Raw genomic sequence first — 21,060 nt, 5'->3', positions numbered from 1 at the left:
GCTACGCGCCCGCTGGGGCCGGCGAGCCGCCTCTGGCCGCGCATCATCCTGCCCGGTTCCCGTGGCTACCGGCCAGCCAGGACCCGGCCGGAACGCGGTGATCCAGTCCTTCTGCGGCCATGCGGCGGGCAAGTTCGCCAGTGCCAGGCTTTTCCTGGCGGGCGGCGTCCCTGCCGGCCGCCGGTGTTGCCGGCCCTCGTCCGGCCGCCGGTGTTGCCGGCCCCCGTCCTGCCGCGGCCCCGGAAGGAACAGGGTGCCCCGGCAGCGGCAGGCTGGCGGTGTCCGAAAGGTCCCACGCCTCCAGCGCCTGCAGCCCGATTCCCCTGGGGCCGGTCCGCCGGGTGAGGCCGCGGATGAGCAGCATCTCGGTGCCGAACAGCAACGGGCCGGAGCGTTCCTGGGCTTCCTGGAAGAAGGTGGCGTCCACGCAGCCGGTGCCGTCGTCCACGCTGATGAAAACCACCCGACGGCCGCCGCGCATGGGCGGTGTCTGGGTGGCCACACGGATGCCGGCCACCATTACTTCGCTCCCGTTGCGCATCTGCAGCAGGTCCTTGGCCTGGGTGACTCCGAGTTGGGCCAGCAGCGGAGCGTAGCTCTCCATCAGGTGGGAGCTGGCGTCGATCGAGAGCAGGTCCAGTTCGGTGCGCACCTTGTCCACCGTGGTCGGTTCCGGGAAGACCGGGACCAGATGGCGCAGCTCCAAGTCCCCCAGCGGCAGGGACAGCTGGCCCTCGGTGGGCTGGTAGCGCTGGGGAACCGGGCGGCTGTCCGGCTGGTCCAGATGGTAGACCAAATCCGTCCGGCTGGCCGCCCGGCCGCCGCGCTGGCCGGTCCGGCGGTTCAGCTCGTCGAAGGCGCCCAGCTGGGCCAGGCGTTTGAGCGCGGGTTTGCCGACCTTGGCCCGCGCGCGCAGGTCGGCCAGCGATTCGTACGGCTGGCCGACGACGATGCGTTTGAGCTCGGCCGCCGAGAGCCCGTAGATGCCGGTCAGGCTCAGCCGGATCCCCAGCTTTTCGCCGCTGCCGGAGGGAACGCGTTCCACCTGGTAGCGGTCGGTGCTGCGGTTGATGTCCAGCGGCAGGATCGGGATGCCCAGCCGCCGCGCTTCGGCCACCAGCAGGCGCAGCGGGTACATTCCCGGATCGTGCTGCCACAGCCCGGCCAGGAACGCCTCGGGGTGGTGGGCCTTCAGCCAGGCCGTCTGGTAGGTGGGCACCGCGAAGGCGGCCCCGTGGGCTTTGCAGAAGCCAAAGCTGCCGAAGGACTTCAGCGTGCCCCACACCGTGTCGACCACCTCCGGCGGATACCCCCGGTCCAGCGAGGCGTTGCGGAAGTATTCCTCCACCGCGGGTTCGGCTTCCTCGTTGCCCAGCAGCCGGCGGAATTCGTCCGCCTTGGCCAGTCCGCAACCGGTGAAGACGTCGAAGGTCCGCAGGACCTGTTCGTGGAAGATCGTGACGCCGTGGGTTTCCTTGAGGACCGGAATCAAATCCGGGTGCGGGAAGCGCTCCGGCGCCCAGCCATGGCGGTGTTCCAGGAATGGCCGGACCATATCCGATTGCATCGGCCCCGGACGGAACAGCGAAATGTCGATAATCAGGTCGTTGAAGTCCCGCGGGGCCATCTTGCCCACCAGCTCGCGCTGGCCCGGCGATTCAATCTGGAAGCATCCCAGGGTGTGGGTGCTGCGGATCAGCTCATAGGTCGGCTCGTCGTCCAGCGGGACCTGTTCCAGGTTGATGGTCCCGTCCGCGGCAATGTAGTCGGGCCCGGTTCCGTCCTCGCCCACCGGATGCCGGCCGGCTGCCGTCACGGCGTCCTTGCCCGGATGTATGCGGGCTATTTCCTTGAGCGCGTAGGCGATGGAACTCTGCATCCGCACGCCCAGCACGTCCAGCTTGAGCATGCCCATCGGGTCCATGTCGTGTTTGTCGAACTGGCTCATCGGCAGACCCAGCCCGCTTGGCTGGGTAGGGGTGCGGTCCAACAGCGAGCTGTCGCCCAGGATCACGCCGCAGGGGTGCATGGAGATATGCCGGGGCAGCCGGTCCAGCCGTTCGGTCAAATCCACCAGCAGGTCCAGTTGCTGGTCCTGCTCCACCTGGGCGGAAAACGCGCGCAGCTCCGGCTTCTCCGCCATCGCCTCACGGAACTGGCGCGCGGAGAACCGCCAGAGCTGTTTGGCGATGCCCGAAATCTCCTCCTCCGGCAGGCCCAGCGCCAAGCCGGCGTCGCGGACCGCCCCGCGGGCACGGTAACCGTTCTGCATGCTCATCAGGGTGACCCGCTGGCTGCCGAAACGGTCGAAGATTTTTTGGTAGACGTTGTGCCGCTCTGCACTTTCCACATCGATGTCGATGTCCGGCAGGGTGGAACGGTCCTGGGAGAGGAAGCGCTCGAAGATCAGCCCGTGGTCCAGGGGGTTCACGTGGCTGATGTAGAGCAGATAGTTCACCAGGCTCGAGGCACCCGATCCCCGGGCCGCGGCGCGCACGCCCATCCCGGTGATCATGCGCGACACTTCGGCCACCGTCAGGAAGTAGGAGGCGAAGCCCAGCCGCGAGATGATGCCCAGCTCATGGGCCAGCCGGTCCCGCAGTTCCTTCTCCGCCCGTCCGGACATTCCGCCAAACCGTTCGGCGATGCCGGTTTCGCAGCGCTGGACCAGCTCGGCCACGGGATCCCCGTCGATCCCGATGACGGAGGCTTCGGGGACCACCGGGCGCTTGAACCCCATGTCCCGGTAAGGATCCATGCGGCACCGGTCGGCCACCGCTTCCGTCGTGGCCAGCAGGCGGATGACGTCCTTGCTTCCGCCGCCGGCTGCCTGCACGATTTCCCGCGCCAGGGCCTGCATCCGGTCGGGGGATTTCAACCAGCCCTGGGCGCTCGGCTGCAGATCCGGCAGCTTGGACAAGGCTGTCAGCGCCCTCGCCGAGTCCAGCACATCTGCAGTGGCGGCGCCGTCCTCTTCGCAGTAGCGCACGGCGTTGGTCAGCACTGCGGGAAGATTCAACTCCCCGGCCAGGTTAAGCATCCGCACCGCGTGGGCGGTACTGAGATTCTCCCCCGGGGCACTCAGGTGGGAGACAATTTCCACTGCGAGCGCCCCGGCCGGCAGTCCGCTGCGCCAGCGTCCGGCCAGCCGGCGGGCTTCGGCGTAGCTACGGCGGCGCAGCGCCTGTCCGACGTCGGAAAAAGGACCCACCAGCACCGTCAGGGCCGGTCCGCCGTCCGGAATGCCCGCATGCCGGGCGAGTTGATCCACCGTCACGCCGGGCGTCCGGCGGCTGGCGGAACGCCCGCGGGCAGCCGTGCCGGCGTGGGCTTCCGAGACCAGGCGGCAGAGCGCATGGTAACCGCTGCCCTGGTTCCCGCCATGGGCCAGCACCACAACGCGGCCGGTGTCCCGACCGCCGCCGTCTTGGACGGCCAGGTCCACGCCGACTATCGGATCCATCCCCGTCGCCAGGCATGCCTTCAGGTGCTTGACCGTGCCGTAGAGACCGTCCCGGTCGGTGCAGGCCAAGGCGTCGGCACCGAAGGAAGCGGCCGCTGCGGCCAGTTCCTCCGGCCAGGAGACACCGTAGTGGGCACTGTACGCCGTGGATACGTGCAGGTGGGTAAAGCTCATGGACATTCCAAACAACGGTCGGGTCTCGGGATCGGCATCCGGCGGACTGCCGAGGCGAACCGGGGGCTGACAGAAAGGCCGGCGGGAACCGTAGCGCGGTCAGGCGCTCAACTCCCGGACGGCATCATGGACGCGGATCAGGCGCCAGCGTCCGGTATCCACCTGATGGGATAGGTCCAGGGTGCGGATCTGCGACCGGCCATTCAGCCGCGCCTGCACCCGCCAGATCTCATGGTCCACCAGTCCCGCGCCCCGGCCCCGTTCCGCACGCAGTTCCTCCGCCCACCATTTGCGGCGTTCGTACCAACGCACCGGTTCCGCGACGATGCGGTAGCTCCTGCCCTGCCAGCGCAGCCGGAGCGGCTGTCCGGCAGGGGAACACACAACGTCAACTGCTTCGCTGAAAACACCCATGTCCCAGTCGCCTTTCATCTGGACAACGGGTCATAATCCCCGGCGAGCGCCCCTGCCAACACGCCCACCGAAGAACTTGACCCTCTTATTCTATTCGAATATGTATTCGAATCCAAGATCAAGCGTAGGTTCGGGCACTGACAAAATCGGGCCGCCCGCCAACGGCGGCTCAGCGCGCAGCCGCACGGCGGCCAAGCGCAGCAGCACTGCCTACTGCAGCAGGACGGCCAGGCGCGCGCCGTGCGGCGGCCAAGGAGCCTAGCCGTCGTGCTCGGCGAGGTACTTCACGTCGTGGACCAGCTTGTCCCACATCAGCTTGGAGTGTTCCGCCGCCTCGGCCGTCTCGTTGTTGTCCTGCGACAGCGTGAACTCCGTGCCGCCCGGAACTGCCTCCAGCGTCCAGACGAGACGGTGGTAGTTCTCGGGCACGTCCTCCCGGCCGGACAGCGGGCTGAAATGCGTGACGACCAGCCGCCGTCCGGGTTCGAACTCCAGCACCTGGCCCTTGTCCTCGTACGCCTCGCCCTCCCACTCGCCCCGCCATCGGATAGGCCCGCCAACGCTCCAATCGGTCTGCACCTCGGTGCCGAACATGAATCCCCTGATGGCCTCGGGGTCCGTGATCACGGACCAGACACGGTCCGGCGGCGCCGCAATGGTCGCCGTCGAACTGGCCACGTACCGTCCGGACATTGGCTTCCTCCCCTGGTTCCCGCCGTGGCGGCGCGGGCGCGGTTACTCCATCCCAGCTTCCGGCAGCCGGGGCCGGCACACAATGGCTGCAGGGATGCCGCTCAGGGAACGATCCCCGATTCCGGGGCGCCCGGCGGCGCTCATGCTGCTTCGTCGATGAGATCGGGCCCGTTGTTGCGCACGTTGTTGACCTTCGAACTGACCCGCCGCGGGACAAGATGCGGTTCGGGCATGGCCTCCAGCAGCTGCCGCACGTCGGCCTCGGATGTTGTTTCCGGATCCAGCCAGTCCGCATAGAGGCCGGGCGGAACGATCAGCGGCGTCCGGTCATGGATATGCCCGAGCGCATCGGCCGCCTGGGTGGTGATGATGGTGCAGGTGCGCAGCCACTTCTCCGGGTGGTCTTCGGGCAGGGCCGGGTCGGGCCAGTTCTCGAACAAAGCCGCGAAAGCCAGCGCCTCGTCGCCTTCGCCGTGCAGGTAGGTCGGGATCTTGCCGTCCTCGGTTTTCTGCCATTCGAAATACCCGTCGGCAACAAGCAATCCGCGCTTCCTGGCCGCCGCCTTGCGGAACGAGGGTTTCTCCGTCACGGTCTCCATCCGCGCGTTGATCAGGCGGGCGCCGGAGCGGGGGTCCTTGGCCCACGGCGGCACGAGGCCCCACCGGGCCAGGATGAGTTTCCTGGACACTCCCTCGCCGTCGGCCTGCTTGCGGTCGATGATCAAGGGGACCTCGTCGGTCGGAGCCACGTTGTAGGAAGGCTGGATCTCTTCGACATAGGACTCATCGACGTCGAAGGAAGCCACGAGGTCGCCGGTGCTCCGGGCCATGACGTATCTGCCGCACATGCCTCCATTATGGTCCAGCCGCGCGGCGGAAGCCCGGCGCGCGGCCCTTAAACGGCCTCGCACCCCGGCGGTACTCCCCGCCCGGCAGCCGCCGCGGCCGGCGCCGGGAATGACCGCGCCCGGTGAGACGTTGACATGTACACAAGCTTTCAGACCAGAAGGAGCCATCTTGGATTACACACCTGCTGCCGGAACCGTCACCATGTTCTCCACCACCTGGTGCGGGTACTGCCGCCGCCTGAAGACCCAGTTCGATGCGCAGGGCATCGGCTACACCGAGATTAATATCGAAGAGGTCCCCGGCACCGCGGAGCTCGTCGAGAAGCTCAACGACGGAAACCAGACGGTTCCCACCCTGCTCTTCCCGGATGGCAGCAGCGCCACGAACCCGCCGCTCTCCCTGGTCAAGGAACGCCTGGGCGTCTAGCAGCGGCAGGCTCCACCGGCGGAATCCGGACCGCGGGCCACGGGGCGCCGCAGTTTCCATAACAATCGTTTTGGAAATTGTGGCGCCCCTGTTTTGTTCCTAGGATGGGGCAGGACGGCCGACGACGGCCTCGCCAGACTTCGCTAGGAAGGAATCACTCCCGCATGGTTCACAAGGTTCGGGCAGTAGTGGCCCTGGAAAAGAATGCTCCGGTCTCCATCGAAACCATCCTGGTTCCCGATCCGGGCCCGGGCGAGGCGCTGGTGGACATCCTCACCTGCGGCGTCTGCCATACCGATCTGCACTACAAGCAGGGCGGGATCAACGACGACTTCCCGTTCCTGCTCGGCCACGAAGCCACCGGCGTGGTCAGCGCCGTCGGCCCCGACGTGACCGATCTTGAGCCCGGCGACCGCGTCATCCTGAACTGGCGCGCAGTGTGCGGCGAGTGCCGGGCCTGCCGGCGCGGTGAAGCCCAGTACTGCTTCAACACGCACAACGCCACCCAGAAGATGACCCTCGAGGACGGCACCGAGCTCTCCCCCGCCCTGGGCATCGGTGCCTTTGCCGAGAAGACCCTGGTGGCCGCCGGCCAGTGCACCAAGGTGGACGACGACGTCGACCCGGCGGCGGTCGGACTGCTCGGCTGCGGCGTCATGGCCGGCATCGGCGCGGCGATCAACACCGGCGAGGTCAAGCGCGGCGAATCCGTGGCCGTGATCGGCTGCGGCGGCGTGGGCATCGCCGCCATCGCCGGCGCAAAGCTGGCCGGCGCCACCACGATCATCGCCGTCGACATCGATGACAACAAGGTGGAGCTGGCCAAGTCGCTGGGTGCCACGCACGGGATCAACTCGAAGCAACAGGACCCGGTGGAGGCCATCCGGGCGCTCACCGGCGGCAACGGCGCCGACGTCGTGATTGAAGCGGTCGGACGTCCGGAAACCTACAAGCAGGCGTTCTACGCCCGCGACCTGGCCGGGCGCGTGGTCCTGGTGGGAGTCCCGACGCCGGACATGAAGATCGAACTGCCGCTGCTGGACGTGTTCGGTCGCGGCGGCTCGCTGAAGTCCTCCTGGTACGGCGATTGCCTGCCGTCCCGCGACTTCCCGATGCTGGTCAGCCACTACAAGCAGGGCAACCTGGACCTGGACGCCTTCGTCACCGAGCGGATCAAGCTCGACGAGGTTGAGGCCGCGTTCGACAAGATGCACGAGGGCAAGGTGCTGCGTTCGGTGGTGGAGGTCGCATGAGCGCCGCAATCGAAAACCTGGTCACCTCGGGCACGTTCTCGCTGGACGGCGGCACCTGGGACGTGGACAACAATGTGTGGATCGTCGGCGATGCCACCGAGGTCATCGTCATCGATCCGGCACATGATCCGCAGGCCATTGCCAACGCCGTCGGCTCCCGGAGCGTGAAGGCCATCCTGCTCACGCACGGTCACGACGACCACATCCGCGCCGTCGGTGCATTCCGGGACCTGGTGAAGGCACCTGTTTACCTGCACGACGCCGACCGGATGCTCTGGGACGCGGTCTTCCCGGACAGCGCACCCGACCACGCAATCGAGGACGGCGACACCTTCGAGATCGCGGGAGCGCGGCTGCAGGCCATCCACACTCCGGGCCACTCCCCCGGATCGGTCTGCTTCCACCTGGCATCGCAGAACGTGCTGTTCAGCGGGGACACGTTGTTCAACGGCGGTCCGGGAGCCACCGGCCGCAGCTATTCCAGCTTCGAAACGATCATCGAGTCGATCAAGGGCAGGCTGCTGACGCTGCCGCCCGAGACCACGGTGAAGACCGGTCACGGCGATTCCACCAGCATCGGCGCCGAAGCGCCGCAGCTCGACGAGTGGATTGCCCGCGGCCACTGAGTAAGTCCGGGCCCAGTCCCGCACCGCCCGCGTCCGACCGTATTCCGGTTCGGGTGCGGGCGGTGTGCTGTCCGGGGCCGGATCCGGCTTGCCGGCGGTGGCGCCATCGGTTCCACGCGCGGCTGCGGTGCGGCCGTCCGATCAGCCGCCGATGTAGTGCATCTCGACCCTTTGCCCTGGCCAGCCGGTGGCCGGGGGCGCCTCGCGCGGCGCCCGACCGGTCCCGTTTCCGGCGGCCACGCCCGCGGTCTCGGCGCTGCGCAGTTCCGAGTAGCGGTCCGAGCGGCCCCGCCAGACGCCGGAGAGCACGCGCGTCAGTTCGCCGTCGTCCGCGCCGCCGCGCAGCAGGGCGCGCAGATCCGTCCCGCCGGTGCCGAACAGGCAGGTGAAAAGCTTCCCGTCGGTGCTCAGCCGGGCGCGGGTGCAGCCGTGGCAGAACGCCTGCGTGACGCTGGAGATGGTCCCGATTTCGCCGCCGCCGTCGCGGTATCTGAAGCGTGTGGCCGTCTCGCCGGGGTACCGGGGGGCCAGCGGTTCCAGGGGAAGGTCGGCATCGATCCGCCGCACGATCTCGGCCGACGGGACGACCTGCGCCAGGTTCCAGCCGTTGGTCGTGCCCACATCCATGTATTCGATGAACCGGACGATGTGGGGCGTGCCGTGGAAGTGGCGCGCCATGGCCGGGACGCCGCCGTCGTTCTGGCCGCGCTTGACCACCATGTTGACCTTGACCGGGCCCAGCCCGACCGCGGCCGCGGCCTCGATGGCCTCCAGCACCGCGGCGACGGGATAGTCGACGTCGTTCATCGCGCGGAAGGTGGCGTCGTCAACCGAATCCAGCGAGACGGTCACCCGGGACAGCCCGGCCGCCTTGAGCGCCTCGGCCTTGCGGGCCAGCGCCGAGCCGTTGGTCGTCATCGCCAGGTCCAGCGGACGGCCTTCGGGCGTGCGGAGCCCGGCCAGCCCGGTGACCAGGTCCTCGATTCCCCGCCGCAGCAGCGGTTCGCCGCCGGTCAGCCGCAGCTTTTCCACCCCTTCGGCGGCGGCGATCCGGGCCACCCGGACGATTTCGTCGAAGGTCAGCAGCTGGTCCTTGGGCAGGAACACGAAGTCGCGGCCGAATACTTCCCTGGGCATGCAGTAGACGCAGCGGAAGTTGCACCGGTCGGTGACGGAGATCCGCAGATCCCGCAGGGGCCGGCCCAGTGCGTCGTCGAGGGTATCCGGACCGTGCTGCGCTGGCCCGTCCATGGTGTGCCTCCGCTGCCGGGACTCGAAGTCCCCTCCAGACTAGGCGGGCCGGGCGTCGACTACAACGGGGCCGGTTCCGGGACCTGCACGCGGGCCAGCAGGTCGGCAAAAGACCCCTCCGCCACGTCGGCGTAGCCGGCGTACGCCGTGCGCAGCGCCCGCTCCACCGAGTCCACGCCGAGGCCGGGCAGCAGGTCCTCGGCCGCGCCGGCCGTTGCCGGATCCCAGTCCAGGCCGAGTGCGTCATAACTGGCCGTGAGCACCTCGCGCAGCGGCGCCGCATCCTCGACCACCACGACGGAGGAAAACAGCCAGGCACCGGCGACGACCCGCTGCGCGGTGCCCACCAGCTTGATCCGGCGCTGGGGCTCGACCGGGTACGCGCCGTGGATGCTGAACTCGCCCGGGCAATACTCCCCGGGGATTTCGCCCACGCCGGCCTCCAGCCCGGTGGCCCGCAAGCCGCCGGCGATGAGCTCCCCGAACCGGCCGAAACGCTTTTTCGCGCCGGCAATGGCATCGGCCAGCGGCTCCACATGGTCCAGCACCAGGCAGCCTTCGTGGTATGCGGCCGCGCGGCCGCCCGCCTTGCGCACCAGCGGTTCGAATCCACGTTCGCGGCAGCGGCGGGCCGCCTCCTGAAAGCCGGGCAGATGAGCGTCCCGCTGCCCGAACGCCACCGTGGGTGCCGGACGGTACAGGCGCACGGTAGCGCCGAGCCGTCCCTGCTTGGCCGCGGCCAGCAGTTCCAGTCCAAACTGCAGGTCCGCCTCCGCGCCGAACGACTCCGGCTGGCGGACCCAGTCGAGCCCGCCAGGGCCCTGCGCTGAGTGCTCCAAAATGTCGCCTGCTTCCTGAACTTGCTGATCCGCGCCGCCGGTCGCGGCGGATGCCCCTGCCATTTTACGGCCCGGGGCCATAAAGTGCCGTCCGTTCCGGGTCCGGGCATTCGAGACCTTGCCACCGTGCCGGACACGGAATAATAGCCATGTGACTTCTCCCCAAACACCGCTCGTGCTGCTCGGCGGCGTCTCCGGCTCCGGTAAGTCCTACCTGGCAGCGCGGTTCGGCCGTCCGCATGTGGAGCTCGACGCGTTTTACCGGGAGATCAGCGAGCACACCGGCGCGTCCCCCATGCCGCTCACCCCGTACGGGGAAATCGACTGGGACCATGCCGACACCTGGAACAGCGGCGCCGCGGCCGGCGCCATAATGGACCTGCTGGAGACTGGCAGCACCCGGATCCCCAACTACTCCATCGCCACCTCCAGCTACAGCGGGCACCGCACCGTGGAACTCGCGGAGGGGCCGGTGATTGCCGAGGGGATCTTCGCCGACGCCGTGCTCGGTCGGCTGCGCGGCCTCGGGGCGGAGGTTGACCCCATCTTCATAAGGGTCTCCCCCATCACGACGGCGGTGCGCCGCCTGGTGCGCGACCTGCGGGAGCACCGCAAGCCACTGCCGTTCCTGCTCAAGCGGGGCTGGGCAATCTTCCGTTCCGAGCGCGCCGTGCGCGACCGTTACGTGGCGGCGGGATTTCGCCCTGTCGCCAAGCGGCAGGTGAAGAGGGAGCTGGCCGCCCTGCGCCGGACACCGGCCGCCCAGCGGAAGTAGCGCCCGGCTATTCGGTCAGGTCCCACATCCGGCGCCACCATGGCCGCTTGGGCTCGGGCTCCGGTTCCTCGCGTGCCGCCGCGGCCGCCCTGGCCGCCCGGCGTTCCCGCCAGCGTTCCAGTTCATACTCCACGTCCCGGGTCTTGGTGATCACCGGCGGGCCGCCCTGTAACTGCCGCCGCGCGTTGACCACCCGGGCGTTGAAGTCCTCCAGGATTTCGCGCACCCGCCGGTCAGAGATCTGCTGGTCCAGGCGTCCGTCCAGCTCGGCGTCCTCGGTCCGCAGCAGCAGGGCTTCGGGGCCCAGCCCCGTAAGGTTCTCGCGCTCGATCAGCCCCTTAAGCCACCAGTCGGGGTCATACCCGTTGCCCAGGTTGGGTATCGGTTTTCCGGCGTATTTCAGGTCATCGAAATCCCCGCGGGCCATGGCATCCCGGATCAGGTAGTCCGCGCGCCGGGAGGTGTCCAGCTCCCGGATTTTCCGGTGCTTCTCCTCTTCGGCCTCCGCCCGCTCCTCTTCCTCCGCGTCGGCCGGCCCGCGTTCGCGTGACGCCCGCAGCTCCGCGGCGCGTTCCAGCCGCCGGCCGTTGTCACCCGCTGCCCTGCTGTTCACTCGTCAGACACCGCCTCCGGTACGACTTGGCCCGATGCTCGGCCACCGGGCTTTTCCTGACATTTTCCCAGCCCCGTTGCGAGCCAGCAATGCGTCGCCGTCGTTCATGCGCCGATCGCAGGTTCCCCGTCCGGCCGCGCCGGCGCGCTTCAGCGGTGGCCGCCGGCGCATCCGCGATGGCAGACTCGGCCGCATGCGCGAATTTGTCGTCCTGGGCACCGCCTCGCAGGTTCCTACCCGGAGCCGCAACCACAACGGCTACCTGCTGCGCTGGGACGGCGAGGGAGTGCTGTTCGACCCGGGTGAGGGAACGCAGCGGCAAATGATCCTCGCCGGGGTTTCGGCCAGCCGGATCACGCGCATCTGTCTGACGCATGTGCACGGCGACCACTGCTACGGATTGCCCGGCGTGCTCTCGCGCATGGTCCTGGACGGCGTTGAGCATCCGGTTCATCTGCACTATCCGGCCTCCGGTGCTGATGTGGTCCGGGCCCTGGTCTCACTCGCCTCCCCGGGACTTGACCTGCGCCTGCACCCGCACGGCGGCGCCGGGGCCATCGCGGACGGCCTCGAGGTGCGACCCCTGGACCACCGGATCGAGGCCTACGGCTACCGGCTGGTCGAACCCGACGGCCGCACCCTGCTGCCCGACCGGCTGGCTGCCGCCGGGATTTCCGGCCCCGACGTGGGCCGCCTGCAGCGGGAAGAAACCTGGAAGGGGGTGCGGCTGGAGGATGTCAGCGTGGCCCGCCCGGGACAGCGCTTCGCCTTCGTAATGGACACCGCGGTCTGCGCCGGGGCGGAGGAACTGGCCGACGGCGCCGACCTGCTCGTGGCCGAGTCCACCTTCCGCGACGACGACGGTGCTCTTGCCGTCCGGCACCGCCACCTCACCGCCGGTCAGGCCGGCGGACTCGCCGCCGGCGGCGGTGTGGGCACGCTGGTGCTGACCCATTTCTCCTCGCGCTATCCCGACCTGGCCCCGCTCGAGGAACAGGCCAGGGCGCGGGCAGGAGGGGCCGAGGTGGTTGCGGCCCGAGACCTGGACCTGATCCCGTTTCCCCAGCGCCGGCGGACCGGCATCGGGCGATGAAGCACGCCCTGGCCGGTTTTCCGGCAGCCCTGCCTGTTTCCCTCCCGGCTCGTCCGGGTTACGGTGGCAATCTCAGCGCAAGGTGAATCACGATCGAAGGAGGCTGCAATGAGCGAGCAGAACCGCCCGGAGGACGAACAGACCCTGCCGGATCCGGAGCTGAACATCCAAGGTGAAGACCCGCTCATCCCGGATGAGGGCGTCGACGCGGTGCCGCCGGAACTGGTGGATGCCGGGATCGATACGGACTCCGCGCGTCCCGTGGACGAGACCCTGTCCGATCCGCTCGAGGGCGGGATGGCGGACGACCGGCTGGGAGCCCCGCTGGAAGATTTCGACCCGGATGAATCGCCGAGCCAGTAGGCGCAATGAAGCCCCGCAGAGTTACTGCGGGGCTTCATCTATCCCGTACGGTTTCGGCTACGTGGTTCGGTCGCTGGCTGGCTCTTCCACTGTTGACTTGTCCAGGAAGGCAATCACTTCGGAGTCATCAGTCTTCGTCCAGGTTTCGCGCCCGGTGTCCTTGTCTTCGCGGCGGGTTTCCGGCGTGTCCACGGCTTCCTTGCGGAAGCCCCAGCGGGAATCCCTATTCGAGGCGTAGCACATCACGAACCTCCTTTTTATCGGTCCCTTAATCGTCCTCCGGTCAGCGGCGGATGCCAAGGGCCGTTTTCGCGCGGATTCATGCACGCTGAGGGTCCGCCCTCCGTCATCGCAATTCGACGATGACGTCGAGGACTTTGGGCGGGCTGAAGATTGCTGGGGCGCCGTAACCGATGACAAGGGAGAAGGCCAAGGAGACGGCCATACCGGTGGCAGGCCGATGCTTGCCAAGGGCGTTTAGGGCAGACTGGTGGCGTGAGCGGAATCCCGTGGGTGCTGCACGTCGATCTCGACCAGTTCATCGCTGCGGTCGAAGTGCTCCGACGGCCGGAGCTTGCGGGCAAACCGATCATTGTCGGCGGCCGGGGCGACCCCACGGAACGGGCTGTGGTGTCGACCGCATCCTACGAAGCCCGGGCGTTCGGCGTCGGTTCCGGAATGCCCTTGCGCACGGCGGCACGGAAAGTGCCCGACGCCGTCATCCTCCCCGTCGATCACGAGGCGTACCTCGCAGCGTCAGAAGCGGTGATGAATACGCTGCGAGCGCAGCCAGGCGCCACCGTGCAGGTGCTGGGCTGGGATGAAGCCTTTGTCGGCGTCGAGACAGAGAATCCGGAAGCCTACGCCCGGCAGGTGCAGGCCGCCGTACTGGAGCGAACGCAGCTGCATTGCAGCGTGGGCATCGGCGACACTCTGGTCCGCGCCAAGGTCGCCACCGGTTTCGGCAAGCCGGCCGGCGTCTTTCGTCTCACCGCCGGGAACTGGCTTGACGTCATGGGCGGCCGGCCCACCAAGGACCTGTGGGGCGTCGGCACCAAGGTGTCGGGCCGGCTGGCCAAGCTCGGCATTAACACCGTTGCCGAGCTCGCCGCGTCCGACCCCCAAGAGCTGGTGCCGGAGTTCGGCCCTAAGATGGGGCCCTGGTACGCGGAACTCGGACGCGGGGACGGCGCCAGCGTCGTGGACGACACCCCGTGGGTTGCCCGGGGGCACAGCCGGGAGACCACCTTCCAGCGGGACCTGACTGAGCCCGCCGAGGTCGACGGCGCCGTCAGGGAGCTGACAGCGCGGGTCCTTGAGGACGTTGTGGCCGAGGGACGGCCCGTTGTCGGGCTGACGCTGAAGGTCCGGTACGCACCCTTCTTCACCAAGACCCACGCTAGGAAGATTCCCGAGACATTCGACCGGAACGAAATCCTCGCGCGGGCCCTGGACCTCGCAGCCGGAATCGAAGGGGGTCGTCCCATCCGGCTCTTGGGCCTGCGTGCCGAAATGGCGATGCCCGATGACGCCCGACAGGGACATACGCCGACGCGCGGCGGTTGGTGACGGCCCCTGGCCATGCCGACACGCGTTGACCCTGTTCCCGGCGTGCTGCCACACTTGTGTGTGCAGGGCAGGTTGGTTCAAAGGAGACCCTCATGTCACCCATGATCCGCAAGAGTCTGGACGAGCCCGAAGAAACCCGGCCTTTCGAGGACGGTAAGGGGAAGCTGGATCTGATCAATCTCGAGTCAGGCCCCGTCGGGCGAGCGGTTTTCGAACCCGGTTGGCAGTGGTCCAAGCACGTGAAACCCATCGCTAAGACGGACAGCTGTCAGGTGGCCCATACCGGCTATGTGTTGTCCGGACGACTCAAGATCGTTATGGACGACGGCGAGGAAAACGAGTTCGCTGTCGGCGACCTTATGTCGGTTCCGCCCGGTCACGATGCCTGGGTCGTAGGCGATGAGCAGTGCGTGGTCCTTGATTGGCACGGATACAGTGACTACGCCAAGCGACAGGACTAAGAGCGCCGCCTCGCGTCCCCGCAGCTGGCACGACTGACGCCCTCTAAGGCGCCATCCTCGGTTCCTCCTCCCCGGCCCGGGGAGGAGAACGTATTACTTCCCGGCCGCCTCGTCGAGCATTTCGCACAGATCGTGCACGTGCCGCGTGGTGTTCAGCAGGATATCCACCGATGTTGGCTCTTCTTCGGGGTCCTCGGACAGGTGGGCCTGAATACTCAGCCACCCCCGGTCATAATAGAAAAACTCCGGGAAGCCTTCTTCGGCCAGAGCCGCGGCGTCAACGTCGCTTAAGGGGTAAATAATCGAGGGACCCCTGAGTGAATCCGTGACGGTCAGCCGATCGGCCGAGAAATGTTGAACCATACGACCGGAGACGTCGAGTTCATCGATGAAGGCATCGTCCGAGGCGCGCGTCAGGTCCACGGTGGACCCGCCCCGGAACTTCACCACCGTTGACCCGTTCTCTTTTACCCAGGCCTTGTAGTGGACATCCCGGACGTCTCCAGCTTCCAGGGTGACGGTCGTGCCGCACACCTCAATCTCTATTGGAGCGTAGTAATCGTCGGGGACGGGCAGGTAGTGCCCCCCAGTGTCCTCGGGCGGCCAAGGGGCGGGGGTTTCCTCCTGGGGCGTTGCAATGGCCGGCGCGGTCCCCGCGGCGAGGGCAAGAGCAATGAAAATGGGCAGGCGCAGTGTCTTCTTGGTGATCATGATGGGGCTCCTGGGCGGGCAGGAGGCTTCTCGCTCATCCTGCAGGGAGATGCGTTGGATGCCGTAGTGGCGACAGGTCCGTTGAGTGAACCACGGTCCCTGCGTTCCTCCCCCAGCCAGGCGCACAGTGCGGTCAACCTACGCCTGCGGTTCTGCGACTGTCAACGAGTTCTGACGCAGTCCCACTACCCTCTCTCATTAAGGGTGTATAAAACCGTGCAAAAAGAAATGCACCGTTTCTCCCAGTTGCGAATGGGATATCAGGAGGCAGGCGATAACGTCACATCCAAAGGTGAGCATTAGGGGCGGAAGCGATGTCGATGCCCGAATTAAGGTTATTTCCCGCACCAGATTCTTCGAGTTATTGCCCATCCGAGCAGAGGCACCCCTTTTGGTTGTGCGATAGTTCAGCAACAACTGTATAGTCAGTCCATGCTGACTATAACTTCGAGGCTGGATGTCATGAATCGCCTAGGGCGGGCCATGGCCGATTCAAGCCGAGCATCCATCCTCATGACCCTGCTCAAGGGGCCAAGCTACCCTGCCGTCCTCGCGCGCAGCCTGAACTTGACGCGTTCGAATGTTTCCAATCACCTGACGTGCCTTCGTGATTGCGGCATCGTCATTGCCGAACCTGAAGGTCGGCAAACCCGGTACGAGATCGCCGACCCCCACCTGGCGAACGCTCTACGGGCCCTCGTTGAAGTGACACTGATGGTGGACGAAAACAAACCCTGCGCCGACCCTGCATGCCCGCTGCCCGGGTGCTGCGAGGGGTCCCGATGACAGCACCAACTGCGCTCTCTGCCGAGCGGCGTTTAGTACTGCACCGCCGTGTGCGACTCATTGTCGCTTCCACCATCACGTACAACCTGATCGAAGCCATTGTCGCGATCTGGGCCGGCTCCATGGCTTCGTCTGCCGCGCTCATCGGCTTCGGCCTCGATTCCATCATCGAGGTTCTCTCCGCGGCAGCGGTCGCCTGGCAGTTCACACGCAAAGATCCCGAACGTTGGGAGAAAGTGACTGTCCGCGCAATCGGGATTGCCTTTTTCGCCTTAGCGGCCTACGTCACCATAGACGCAGTACTGGCTCTCTCGGGCATTGAAAAGGTCGAGCACAGCCCCCTCGGCATCGGTATCGCTTCACTGAGTCTCATCGTGATGCCCGTGCTCGCGTGGTTCGAGTTCCGGACCGGGCGTGAGTTGAACTCGAAGAGCGTTCAGGCAGATGCCAAACAACTATTGCTCTGCATCTACTTGTCCGGGACTGTGCTGATTGGTCTACTTCTGAACACCTTGTTCGGGTGGACCTGGGCAGATTCGATCGCGGCTCTCGTGGTTGCAGCCCTTGCCGTCCGCGAAGGCATCGAGGCATGGAGGGGAGATGTCGAGTCGCCATTCGAGGTCTTCGAAGAACTCCGCGACGACGAAGAAGCAGACCGAGAATAACCAGGATGAGGGGCTCATGGAGAAGGCCGATGATGGGGATCAACGAAACGTTTCCGCGGCTTGGTGCAGTCAGCGCGGGGCCGGCAGTGCTGGGCACCAAAGCGGCCGTGCTCGATGCCCTCTCGGCGGAGGGATTCAATGTTCCGCCGGGCTTCGTGGTTACCTCAGAGGCCTCCGACCGGAACGACATCGCCAACGCCTTGCAGGACGCCGCCGACCTGATTGGTCCGGGGCCCTTTGCGGTCAGGTCCTCCGCGCCTGCCGAGGACCTGCCCGGCGCCTCGTATGCGGGCCTTTACGAGACGTACCTTAACGTCGCGCGGGATGATCTCGAGGGTGCAATCAGGCGCTGCCTGGCGTCCGCTGCGCACTATCGGGTGGCGGCATATGAGTCAGCACGCGGAGCGTCAGGTCAGCCACAACCGGCGGCCGCTTCCATGGCGGTGCTCGTTCAACAGATGGTCCAGCCGCTGGCCGCCGGCGTCGCATTCACCTCCAATCCCCTCACCGGGGAGAGAGACGAAACCATCATCACTGCCGTCCAAGGACTCGGGGAATCCCTCGTGGCCGGCGACGCCGTCGGGGAACAATGGACTGTCCGGGCTCAGGACGCCGTCTGTACGCGGAACGCCGGCACCCTCACTCGAGTTCAGGCACGGGAAGTAGCGGAGCTGGCCCGCAATGTCGCGGCCCGTGCCGGAGTCCCGCAGGACATTGAATGGGCCATCGACCCGGCGGGCGTGCTGTTCCTTCTGCAGGCCCGCCCGATGACGGCCATGCCGGAGGTTGTCGATTGGGTGGCGCCAGGCAAAGGCCTGTGGTCACGAAACTTCCGCCTCGGTGAATGGCTGCCGGAACCGATGACGCCGCTGTTCCAGGACTGGCTCCTGCCCCGGATTGAGTCCGGATACCTTGACGGCATGCAGGCCGACGCCCGCGTGCGGGTGCCTTTCCGATATGCCTCCGTCAACGGGTGGTACTACAACTCCCCGCCGGTGCCGTCGCTAAGGCTTCTAGCACAAGCAATTTTCGACAGCCACGGCCGGGCACCCTGGTTCCTGTTCAACACTCTCATCCGCGTCTCCACCAATCCTGCCGCAGCGCATCACGCAGTTCTCCATGGCCTGGAACTGCGATGGCGCAACCAGCTGCTGCCCGATTACCGCGAGCTCGTGCGGAAGGCTGAACAGGAGGTCGATTCAGCATCCCAAGCCGGGATTGTCGAACTCGTGGATGCCGTGTGTCACCGGGCCGGAATCTATCTTTGGTCGCTTGCCGTCGTCGGCGGATCTGCTTGGAAGATGGAAACCGCACTCGCCCGGTTCTGGCAGAAGCATCTGGCCGCGCCTCTCCACGGGACGGCGGCAGGAGAAACCGGACATCAGGCGCTCCTTCGCGGTCTGGCGGGGACCGCATCAGCACAGGTTTCCCACGCGGTCTACTCCCTGGACTGGTACCACCCCACCGCCGGAGAAGCAATGCCCCAGCACCGGAGCGTTGAACAACTGCCGGCTACCGGGAAGACCAAAGCTCTTCGCGTTCAGCGTGCCCAGACCGAAGCAACAGCACGCAAGGCACTCCAGGATCAACCAAAAGTACTCGCACGATTCAATGCCCTCGTTGAAGTGGCCCAACACTACGCGGTTCTGCGGGAAGAACAGTCTCGCGACCTAAGCCTGGGATGGCCGGTGCTGCGCCGCTGCGCCCGCCGCCTCGGCGAACTGTCGGCCGCCAGCGGCATCATCGAAGACGCATCGTACCTGCATTTCCTGAGGTTGGATGAGGTCACCCGACCGTCTGCGGGTGCGCGGCCGCCCGTGGCCAGCCGACGCGGCGCTTGGCAACGGCAGCGGAAACTCGTTGCACCGCTGACCTTGGGCAATCCCGGCAAGTTCATCGGCGATCCGATCGCCCGCGCAGTGGAAGCAGCAAGAAGTTCTCCTCACCTGCCGGAAGGGGCCATCGTAGGCCAACCGGCGAGCATTGGCCGGATCACAGCTATCGTCCGTGTCATGCATGGGCCGGAGGACTTCGACACCTTCCTCGACGGCGAGGTACTGGTCGCTAAGTCGACGGCGCCCGCGTGGACACCCCTCTTCGCCCGTGCGGCAGCGGTCGTCACGGACGGCGGCACCCTGGCTGCTCACGCCTCTCTGGTCGCCCGGGAATTCGGCATACCGGCTGTCGTCGGAACGGGAGACGCGACCCTCCTGCTTCGGACAGGACAACGCGTCACCGTCGACGGCGGTGCCGGCATCGTCCTGCCGATTCAGACGGACCCCTGACCCAGCCGTGGGCACGCTACTGTGGCGCTCAGAGGTCGGTCAGGAAGCCCGCGGCTTTGTCCAGGGCTCCGGGTGCCAGCGAGTAGTAGGCCCAGGTGCCCCGCTTTTCGCGGTTTAGCAGGCCGGCATCCACCAGGATTTTCAGGTGGTGGGAGACGGTGGGCTGGCCGAGGTCCAAGGGTTCGGTGAGATCAAAACGCACGATTCGCCGGAGGCCGATTCCGGCGGGCGCGCAACTCATGCTCTGAGGGTCAGGATCCGTCCTTCTGGGAAGGGTGCGGGACAACAACGTCGTCGGCCATGCGCGACGCCGCAGGGAAGAGGAGCACAAGGAGGCCGATACCCAATGCCGCACCGATGATCTGCGCCAGCACGAATCCGGGGACGGAGCTCGGAGCGATGCCGGCAAACGTGTCGCTGAAGATTCGGCCGACCGTTACCGCAGGGTTGGCGAAAGACGTCGAGGACGTGAACCAGTACGCCGCGCCAATGTACGCACCCACAGCGGGAGCCGCAAGGATACCCCTTCGAGTGGCAGCCAGGGAGAAGATCAGCAGAATGAGCCCGGCCGTCGCAACCACCTCGCCCAGCAACGTTCCCTCAGTGGCTCGATCCTTGGTCGAGACGGTCGTACCCACCTCAAACATGGCGTTGGCGAGTACGCTGCCGCCGATCCCGCCGACCATCTGCGCCACCAGATACGTACTCAATTCCGCAAGGGTCAAGCCGGTGCGGCTGCGCCGGCCCAGAAGCCAGTCCGCGAGCGAAACCATGGGATTGAAGTGAGCGCCGCTGACCGGCCCGAACATGAGGATCAGCACCGTGAGACCCAGCACCGTGGCGGTACTGTTCTGCAGCAGCTGCAGTCCCACATCGTTCGGGGACAGTTGCTGCGCGGCAATGCCCGAGCCGACGACGATGCAAACAAGCAGGGCCGTCCCGAGCAGCTCGGCGATTGCGCGGCGCCACAAGGGCGGCTGCTGTGAAGTCATGAGATCCAGCTTGACCGAATAAATTAACTCAGTCAAAATTGAATCAATGACTATTGAGCTAAACGGGGACTTTCAGGCGCGAGTTGCAAAACATGCCGCCCTCGCAGACCCTGCCCGCCTGCGGATTGTCGATCTGCTGACGCTCGGAGACTACTCACCGACGGAGCTTCAGGCGGAGCTCGGCATCCCCTCCAACCTGCTGTCCCACCACCTGCGCACCTTGGAAGCTGCCGGCCTCGCGACCCGCCGCCGCTCGGAGGCGGATAAGCGGCGCAGCTACATCAGACTCACCTCCGGGGCGCTGGAGTGGCTGTCGCCCCGGCGTGAACACGGCGTGCGCCGCGTCCTCTTCGTCTGCACGCGCAACAGTGCACGGTCTCAGCTCGCGACCGCCCTGTGGCGGCGCGTCAGTGAAATCCCTGCGACGTCGGCGGGCACGCGCCCGGCAGACCGCGTCGCCCAAGGGGCCGTCGACGTCGCGCATCGCCACGGCGTCGCCCTCGGGAACGCGACGCCGCGTCAGCTGGCTGAGGTTGCAACGAGTGCCGATTTCATCGTCACTGTGTGCGACAACGCGCACGAGGAACTCCCGAACCTGGAGGGAATTCACTGGTCTGTTCCGGACCCGCTCCGAGTGAACACCAGGGACGCTTTCGAACACGCCTTCCTCGACATCTCCACCCGCATCAGCGATCTCGCGCCACGCTTGCGCGCCGCCTGACCTCATGGGCAGGACGAGCGCCAGCACATTTATTGACA

22 protein-coding genes and 1 pseudogene are annotated in these 21,060 nt (G+C 66.6%); 12 read left to right on the top strand and 11 right to left on the bottom strand.

Annotated features, from left to right (window positions below):
- Positions 1-43 precede the first annotated feature (43 nt).
- The 4 genes from AC5RUH_RS11365 to AC5RUH_RS11350 all read right to left on the bottom strand — a co-directional run bounded on the left by AC5RUH_RS11365 (position 44) and on the right by AC5RUH_RS11350 (position 5,592).
- Entirely contained in the window at positions 44-3,637 is a 3,594-nt protein-coding gene (locus tag AC5RUH_RS11365; RefSeq protein WP_494025963.1) for a DNA polymerase III subunit alpha, read from the bottom strand.
- A gap of 99 nt (positions 3,638-3,736) precedes the next feature.
- Positions 3,737-4,051 (bottom strand): DUF6504 family protein, encoded by a 315-nt coding sequence (locus AC5RUH_RS11360; protein WP_493977563.1) that lies wholly within the window; start codon positions 4,049-4,051, stop codon positions 3,737-3,739.
- Between the two features lie 258 nt (positions 4,052-4,309).
- Positions 4,310-4,744 (bottom strand): SRPBCC domain-containing protein, encoded by a 435-nt coding sequence (locus AC5RUH_RS11355; protein WP_494014076.1) that lies wholly within the window; start codon positions 4,742-4,744, stop codon positions 4,310-4,312.
- Between the two features lie 140 nt (positions 4,745-4,884).
- Entirely contained in the window at positions 4,885-5,592 is a 708-nt protein-coding gene (locus AC5RUH_RS11350) for an SOS response-associated peptidase (protein ID WP_494014077.1), read from the bottom strand.
- Between the two features lie 169 nt (positions 5,593-5,761).
- On the opposite strand from AC5RUH_RS11350, the gene AC5RUH_RS11345 reads away from it, so the two are divergent.
- The 3 genes from AC5RUH_RS11345 to AC5RUH_RS11335 all read left to right on the top strand — a co-directional run bounded on the left by AC5RUH_RS11345 (position 5,762) and on the right by AC5RUH_RS11335 (position 7,898).
- Positions 5,762-6,019 (top strand): glutaredoxin domain-containing protein, encoded by a 258-nt coding sequence (locus AC5RUH_RS11345; RefSeq protein ID WP_127512700.1) that lies wholly within the window; start codon positions 5,762-5,764, stop codon positions 6,017-6,019.
- 164 nt (positions 6,020-6,183) lie between these two features.
- On the top strand, positions 6,184-7,272 hold the full coding sequence (locus AC5RUH_RS11340; protein ID WP_493999841.1) for an S-(hydroxymethyl)mycothiol dehydrogenase: 1,089 nt from the start codon (positions 6,184-6,186) through the stop codon (positions 7,270-7,272).
- The gene (locus AC5RUH_RS11335) at positions 7,269-7,898 is read left to right on the top strand and encodes an MBL fold metallo-hydrolase (protein WP_493999842.1); all 630 of its coding nucleotides are present in this window, start codon (positions 7,269-7,271) and stop codon (positions 7,896-7,898) included. Before AC5RUH_RS11340 ends, AC5RUH_RS11335 begins: the two co-directional genes overlap by 4 nt.
- 141 nt (positions 7,899-8,039) lie before the next feature.
- On the opposite strand, the gene moaA is transcribed toward AC5RUH_RS11335, so the two are convergent.
- Positions 8,040-9,149, bottom strand: a complete 1,110-nt coding sequence (gene moaA / locus AC5RUH_RS11330; RefSeq protein WP_493999843.1) for a GTP 3',8-cyclase MoaA — start codon at positions 9,147-9,149, stop codon at positions 8,040-8,042.
- Between the two features lie 59 nt (positions 9,150-9,208).
- Positions 9,209-9,988: a lipoate--protein ligase family protein gene (locus AC5RUH_RS11325; RefSeq protein WP_493999844.1), complete on the bottom strand. Its 780-nt coding sequence runs from the start codon at positions 9,986-9,988 to the stop codon at positions 9,209-9,211.
- A 151-nt stretch (positions 9,989-10,139) separates the two neighbouring features.
- Between AC5RUH_RS11325 and AC5RUH_RS11320 the strand changes: the two genes are divergently transcribed.
- Positions 10,140-10,763 carry a uridine kinase family protein gene (locus tag AC5RUH_RS11320; protein ID WP_493999845.1) on the top strand — a complete coding sequence of 208 codons (624 nt, stop codon included), beginning with the start codon at positions 10,140-10,142 and terminating at the stop codon, positions 10,761-10,763.
- A 7-nt stretch (positions 10,764-10,770) separates the two neighbouring features.
- Here the strand turns inward: AC5RUH_RS11320 and AC5RUH_RS11315 are convergent, their stop codons facing one another.
- Entirely contained in the window at positions 10,771-11,376 is a 606-nt protein-coding gene (locus AC5RUH_RS11315) for a DnaJ family domain-containing protein (protein ID WP_494023004.1), read from the bottom strand.
- A 193-nt stretch (positions 11,377-11,569) separates the two neighbouring features.
- Here AC5RUH_RS11315 and AC5RUH_RS11310 point away from each other — a divergent pair, with 193 nt between their 5' ends.
- Together AC5RUH_RS11310 and AC5RUH_RS11305 are read left to right on the top strand one after the other, a co-directional pair.
- Positions 11,570-12,469 (top strand): ribonuclease Z, encoded by a 900-nt coding sequence (locus AC5RUH_RS11310; protein ID WP_494128610.1) that lies wholly within the window; start codon positions 11,570-11,572, stop codon positions 12,467-12,469.
- 108 nt (positions 12,470-12,577) lie between these two features.
- Positions 12,578-12,832, top strand: a complete 255-nt coding sequence (locus AC5RUH_RS11305) for a hypothetical protein (RefSeq protein WP_494101527.1) — start codon at positions 12,578-12,580, stop codon at positions 12,830-12,832.
- Between the two features lie 57 nt (positions 12,833-12,889).
- On the opposite strand, the gene AC5RUH_RS11300 is transcribed toward AC5RUH_RS11305, so the two are convergent.
- A complete protein-coding gene (locus AC5RUH_RS11300) occupies positions 12,890-13,075 on the bottom strand; it encodes a hypothetical protein (protein WP_494069123.1) in 186 nt (61 codons plus the stop codon).
- Positions 13,076-13,327: 252 nt separating this feature from the next.
- Here AC5RUH_RS11300 and AC5RUH_RS11295 point away from each other — a divergent pair, with 252 nt between their 5' ends.
- Positions 13,328-14,401 carry a DNA polymerase IV gene (locus AC5RUH_RS11295; protein WP_493999850.1) on the top strand — a complete coding sequence of 358 codons (1,074 nt, stop codon included), beginning with the start codon at positions 13,328-13,330 and terminating at the stop codon, positions 14,399-14,401.
- A gap of 92 nt (positions 14,402-14,493) precedes the next feature.
- Positions 14,494-14,862 (top strand): cupin domain-containing protein, encoded by a 369-nt coding sequence (locus AC5RUH_RS11290; protein ID WP_493999851.1) that lies wholly within the window; start codon positions 14,494-14,496, stop codon positions 14,860-14,862.
- A gap of 93 nt (positions 14,863-14,955) precedes the next feature.
- On the opposite strand, the gene AC5RUH_RS11285 is transcribed toward AC5RUH_RS11290, so the two are convergent.
- Positions 14,956-15,573 carry a hypothetical protein gene (locus AC5RUH_RS11285; protein WP_493999852.1) on the bottom strand — a complete coding sequence of 206 codons (618 nt, stop codon included), beginning with the start codon at positions 15,571-15,573 and terminating at the stop codon, positions 14,956-14,958.
- 432 nt (positions 15,574-16,005) lie between these two features.
- On the opposite strand from AC5RUH_RS11285, the gene cmtR reads away from it, so the two are divergent.
- From cmtR to AC5RUH_RS11270, 3 genes are read left to right on the top strand one after another with little or no spacing between them, the layout of a single operon-like run.
- Positions 16,006-16,359, top strand: a complete 354-nt coding sequence (gene cmtR / locus AC5RUH_RS11280) for a Cd(II)/Pb(II)-sensing metalloregulatory transcriptional regulator CmtR (protein ID WP_493999853.1) — start codon at positions 16,006-16,008, stop codon at positions 16,357-16,359.
- Positions 16,356-17,024, top strand: coding sequence for a cation efflux transmembrane domain-containing protein (locus AC5RUH_RS11275; protein ID WP_493999854.1), 669 nt, complete (start codon positions 16,356-16,358; stop codon positions 17,022-17,024). Before cmtR ends, AC5RUH_RS11275 begins: the two co-directional genes overlap by 4 nt.
- Positions 16,949-19,309 carry a PEP/pyruvate-binding domain-containing protein gene (locus tag AC5RUH_RS11270; protein WP_494128612.1) on the top strand — a complete coding sequence of 787 codons (2,361 nt, stop codon included), beginning with the start codon at positions 16,949-16,951 and terminating at the stop codon, positions 19,307-19,309. The genes AC5RUH_RS11275 and AC5RUH_RS11270 overlap by 76 nt, the downstream gene beginning before the upstream one ends.
- Before the next feature lie 28 nt (positions 19,310-19,337).
- Here AC5RUH_RS11270 and AC5RUH_RS11265 read toward each other — a convergent pair.
- Both AC5RUH_RS11265 and AC5RUH_RS11260 read right to left on the bottom strand, forming a co-directional pair.
- Positions 19,338-19,522 (bottom strand): annotated as a pseudogene (locus tag AC5RUH_RS11265) (ArsR/SmtB family transcription factor); the annotation flags it as partial.
- Positions 19,523-19,560: 38 nt separating this feature from the next.
- Positions 19,561-20,301, bottom strand: coding sequence for an aquaporin (locus AC5RUH_RS11260; protein WP_494014083.1), 741 nt, complete (start codon positions 20,299-20,301; stop codon positions 19,561-19,563).
- A gap of 46 nt (positions 20,302-20,347) precedes the next feature.
- On the opposite strand from AC5RUH_RS11260, the gene AC5RUH_RS11255 reads away from it, so the two are divergent.
- Positions 20,348-21,022 (top strand): arsenate reductase/protein-tyrosine-phosphatase family protein, encoded by a 675-nt coding sequence (locus tag AC5RUH_RS11255; protein WP_494014084.1) that lies wholly within the window; start codon positions 20,348-20,350, stop codon positions 21,020-21,022.
- The last annotated feature ends 38 nt before the right edge of the window (positions 21,023-21,060 follow it).

The organism is Arthrobacter sp. Y3223166 (assembly GCF_059090935.1).
Note: the sequence above shows the minus strand (reverse complement) of the source record. Positions and strands in the feature narration are given on the sequence as shown.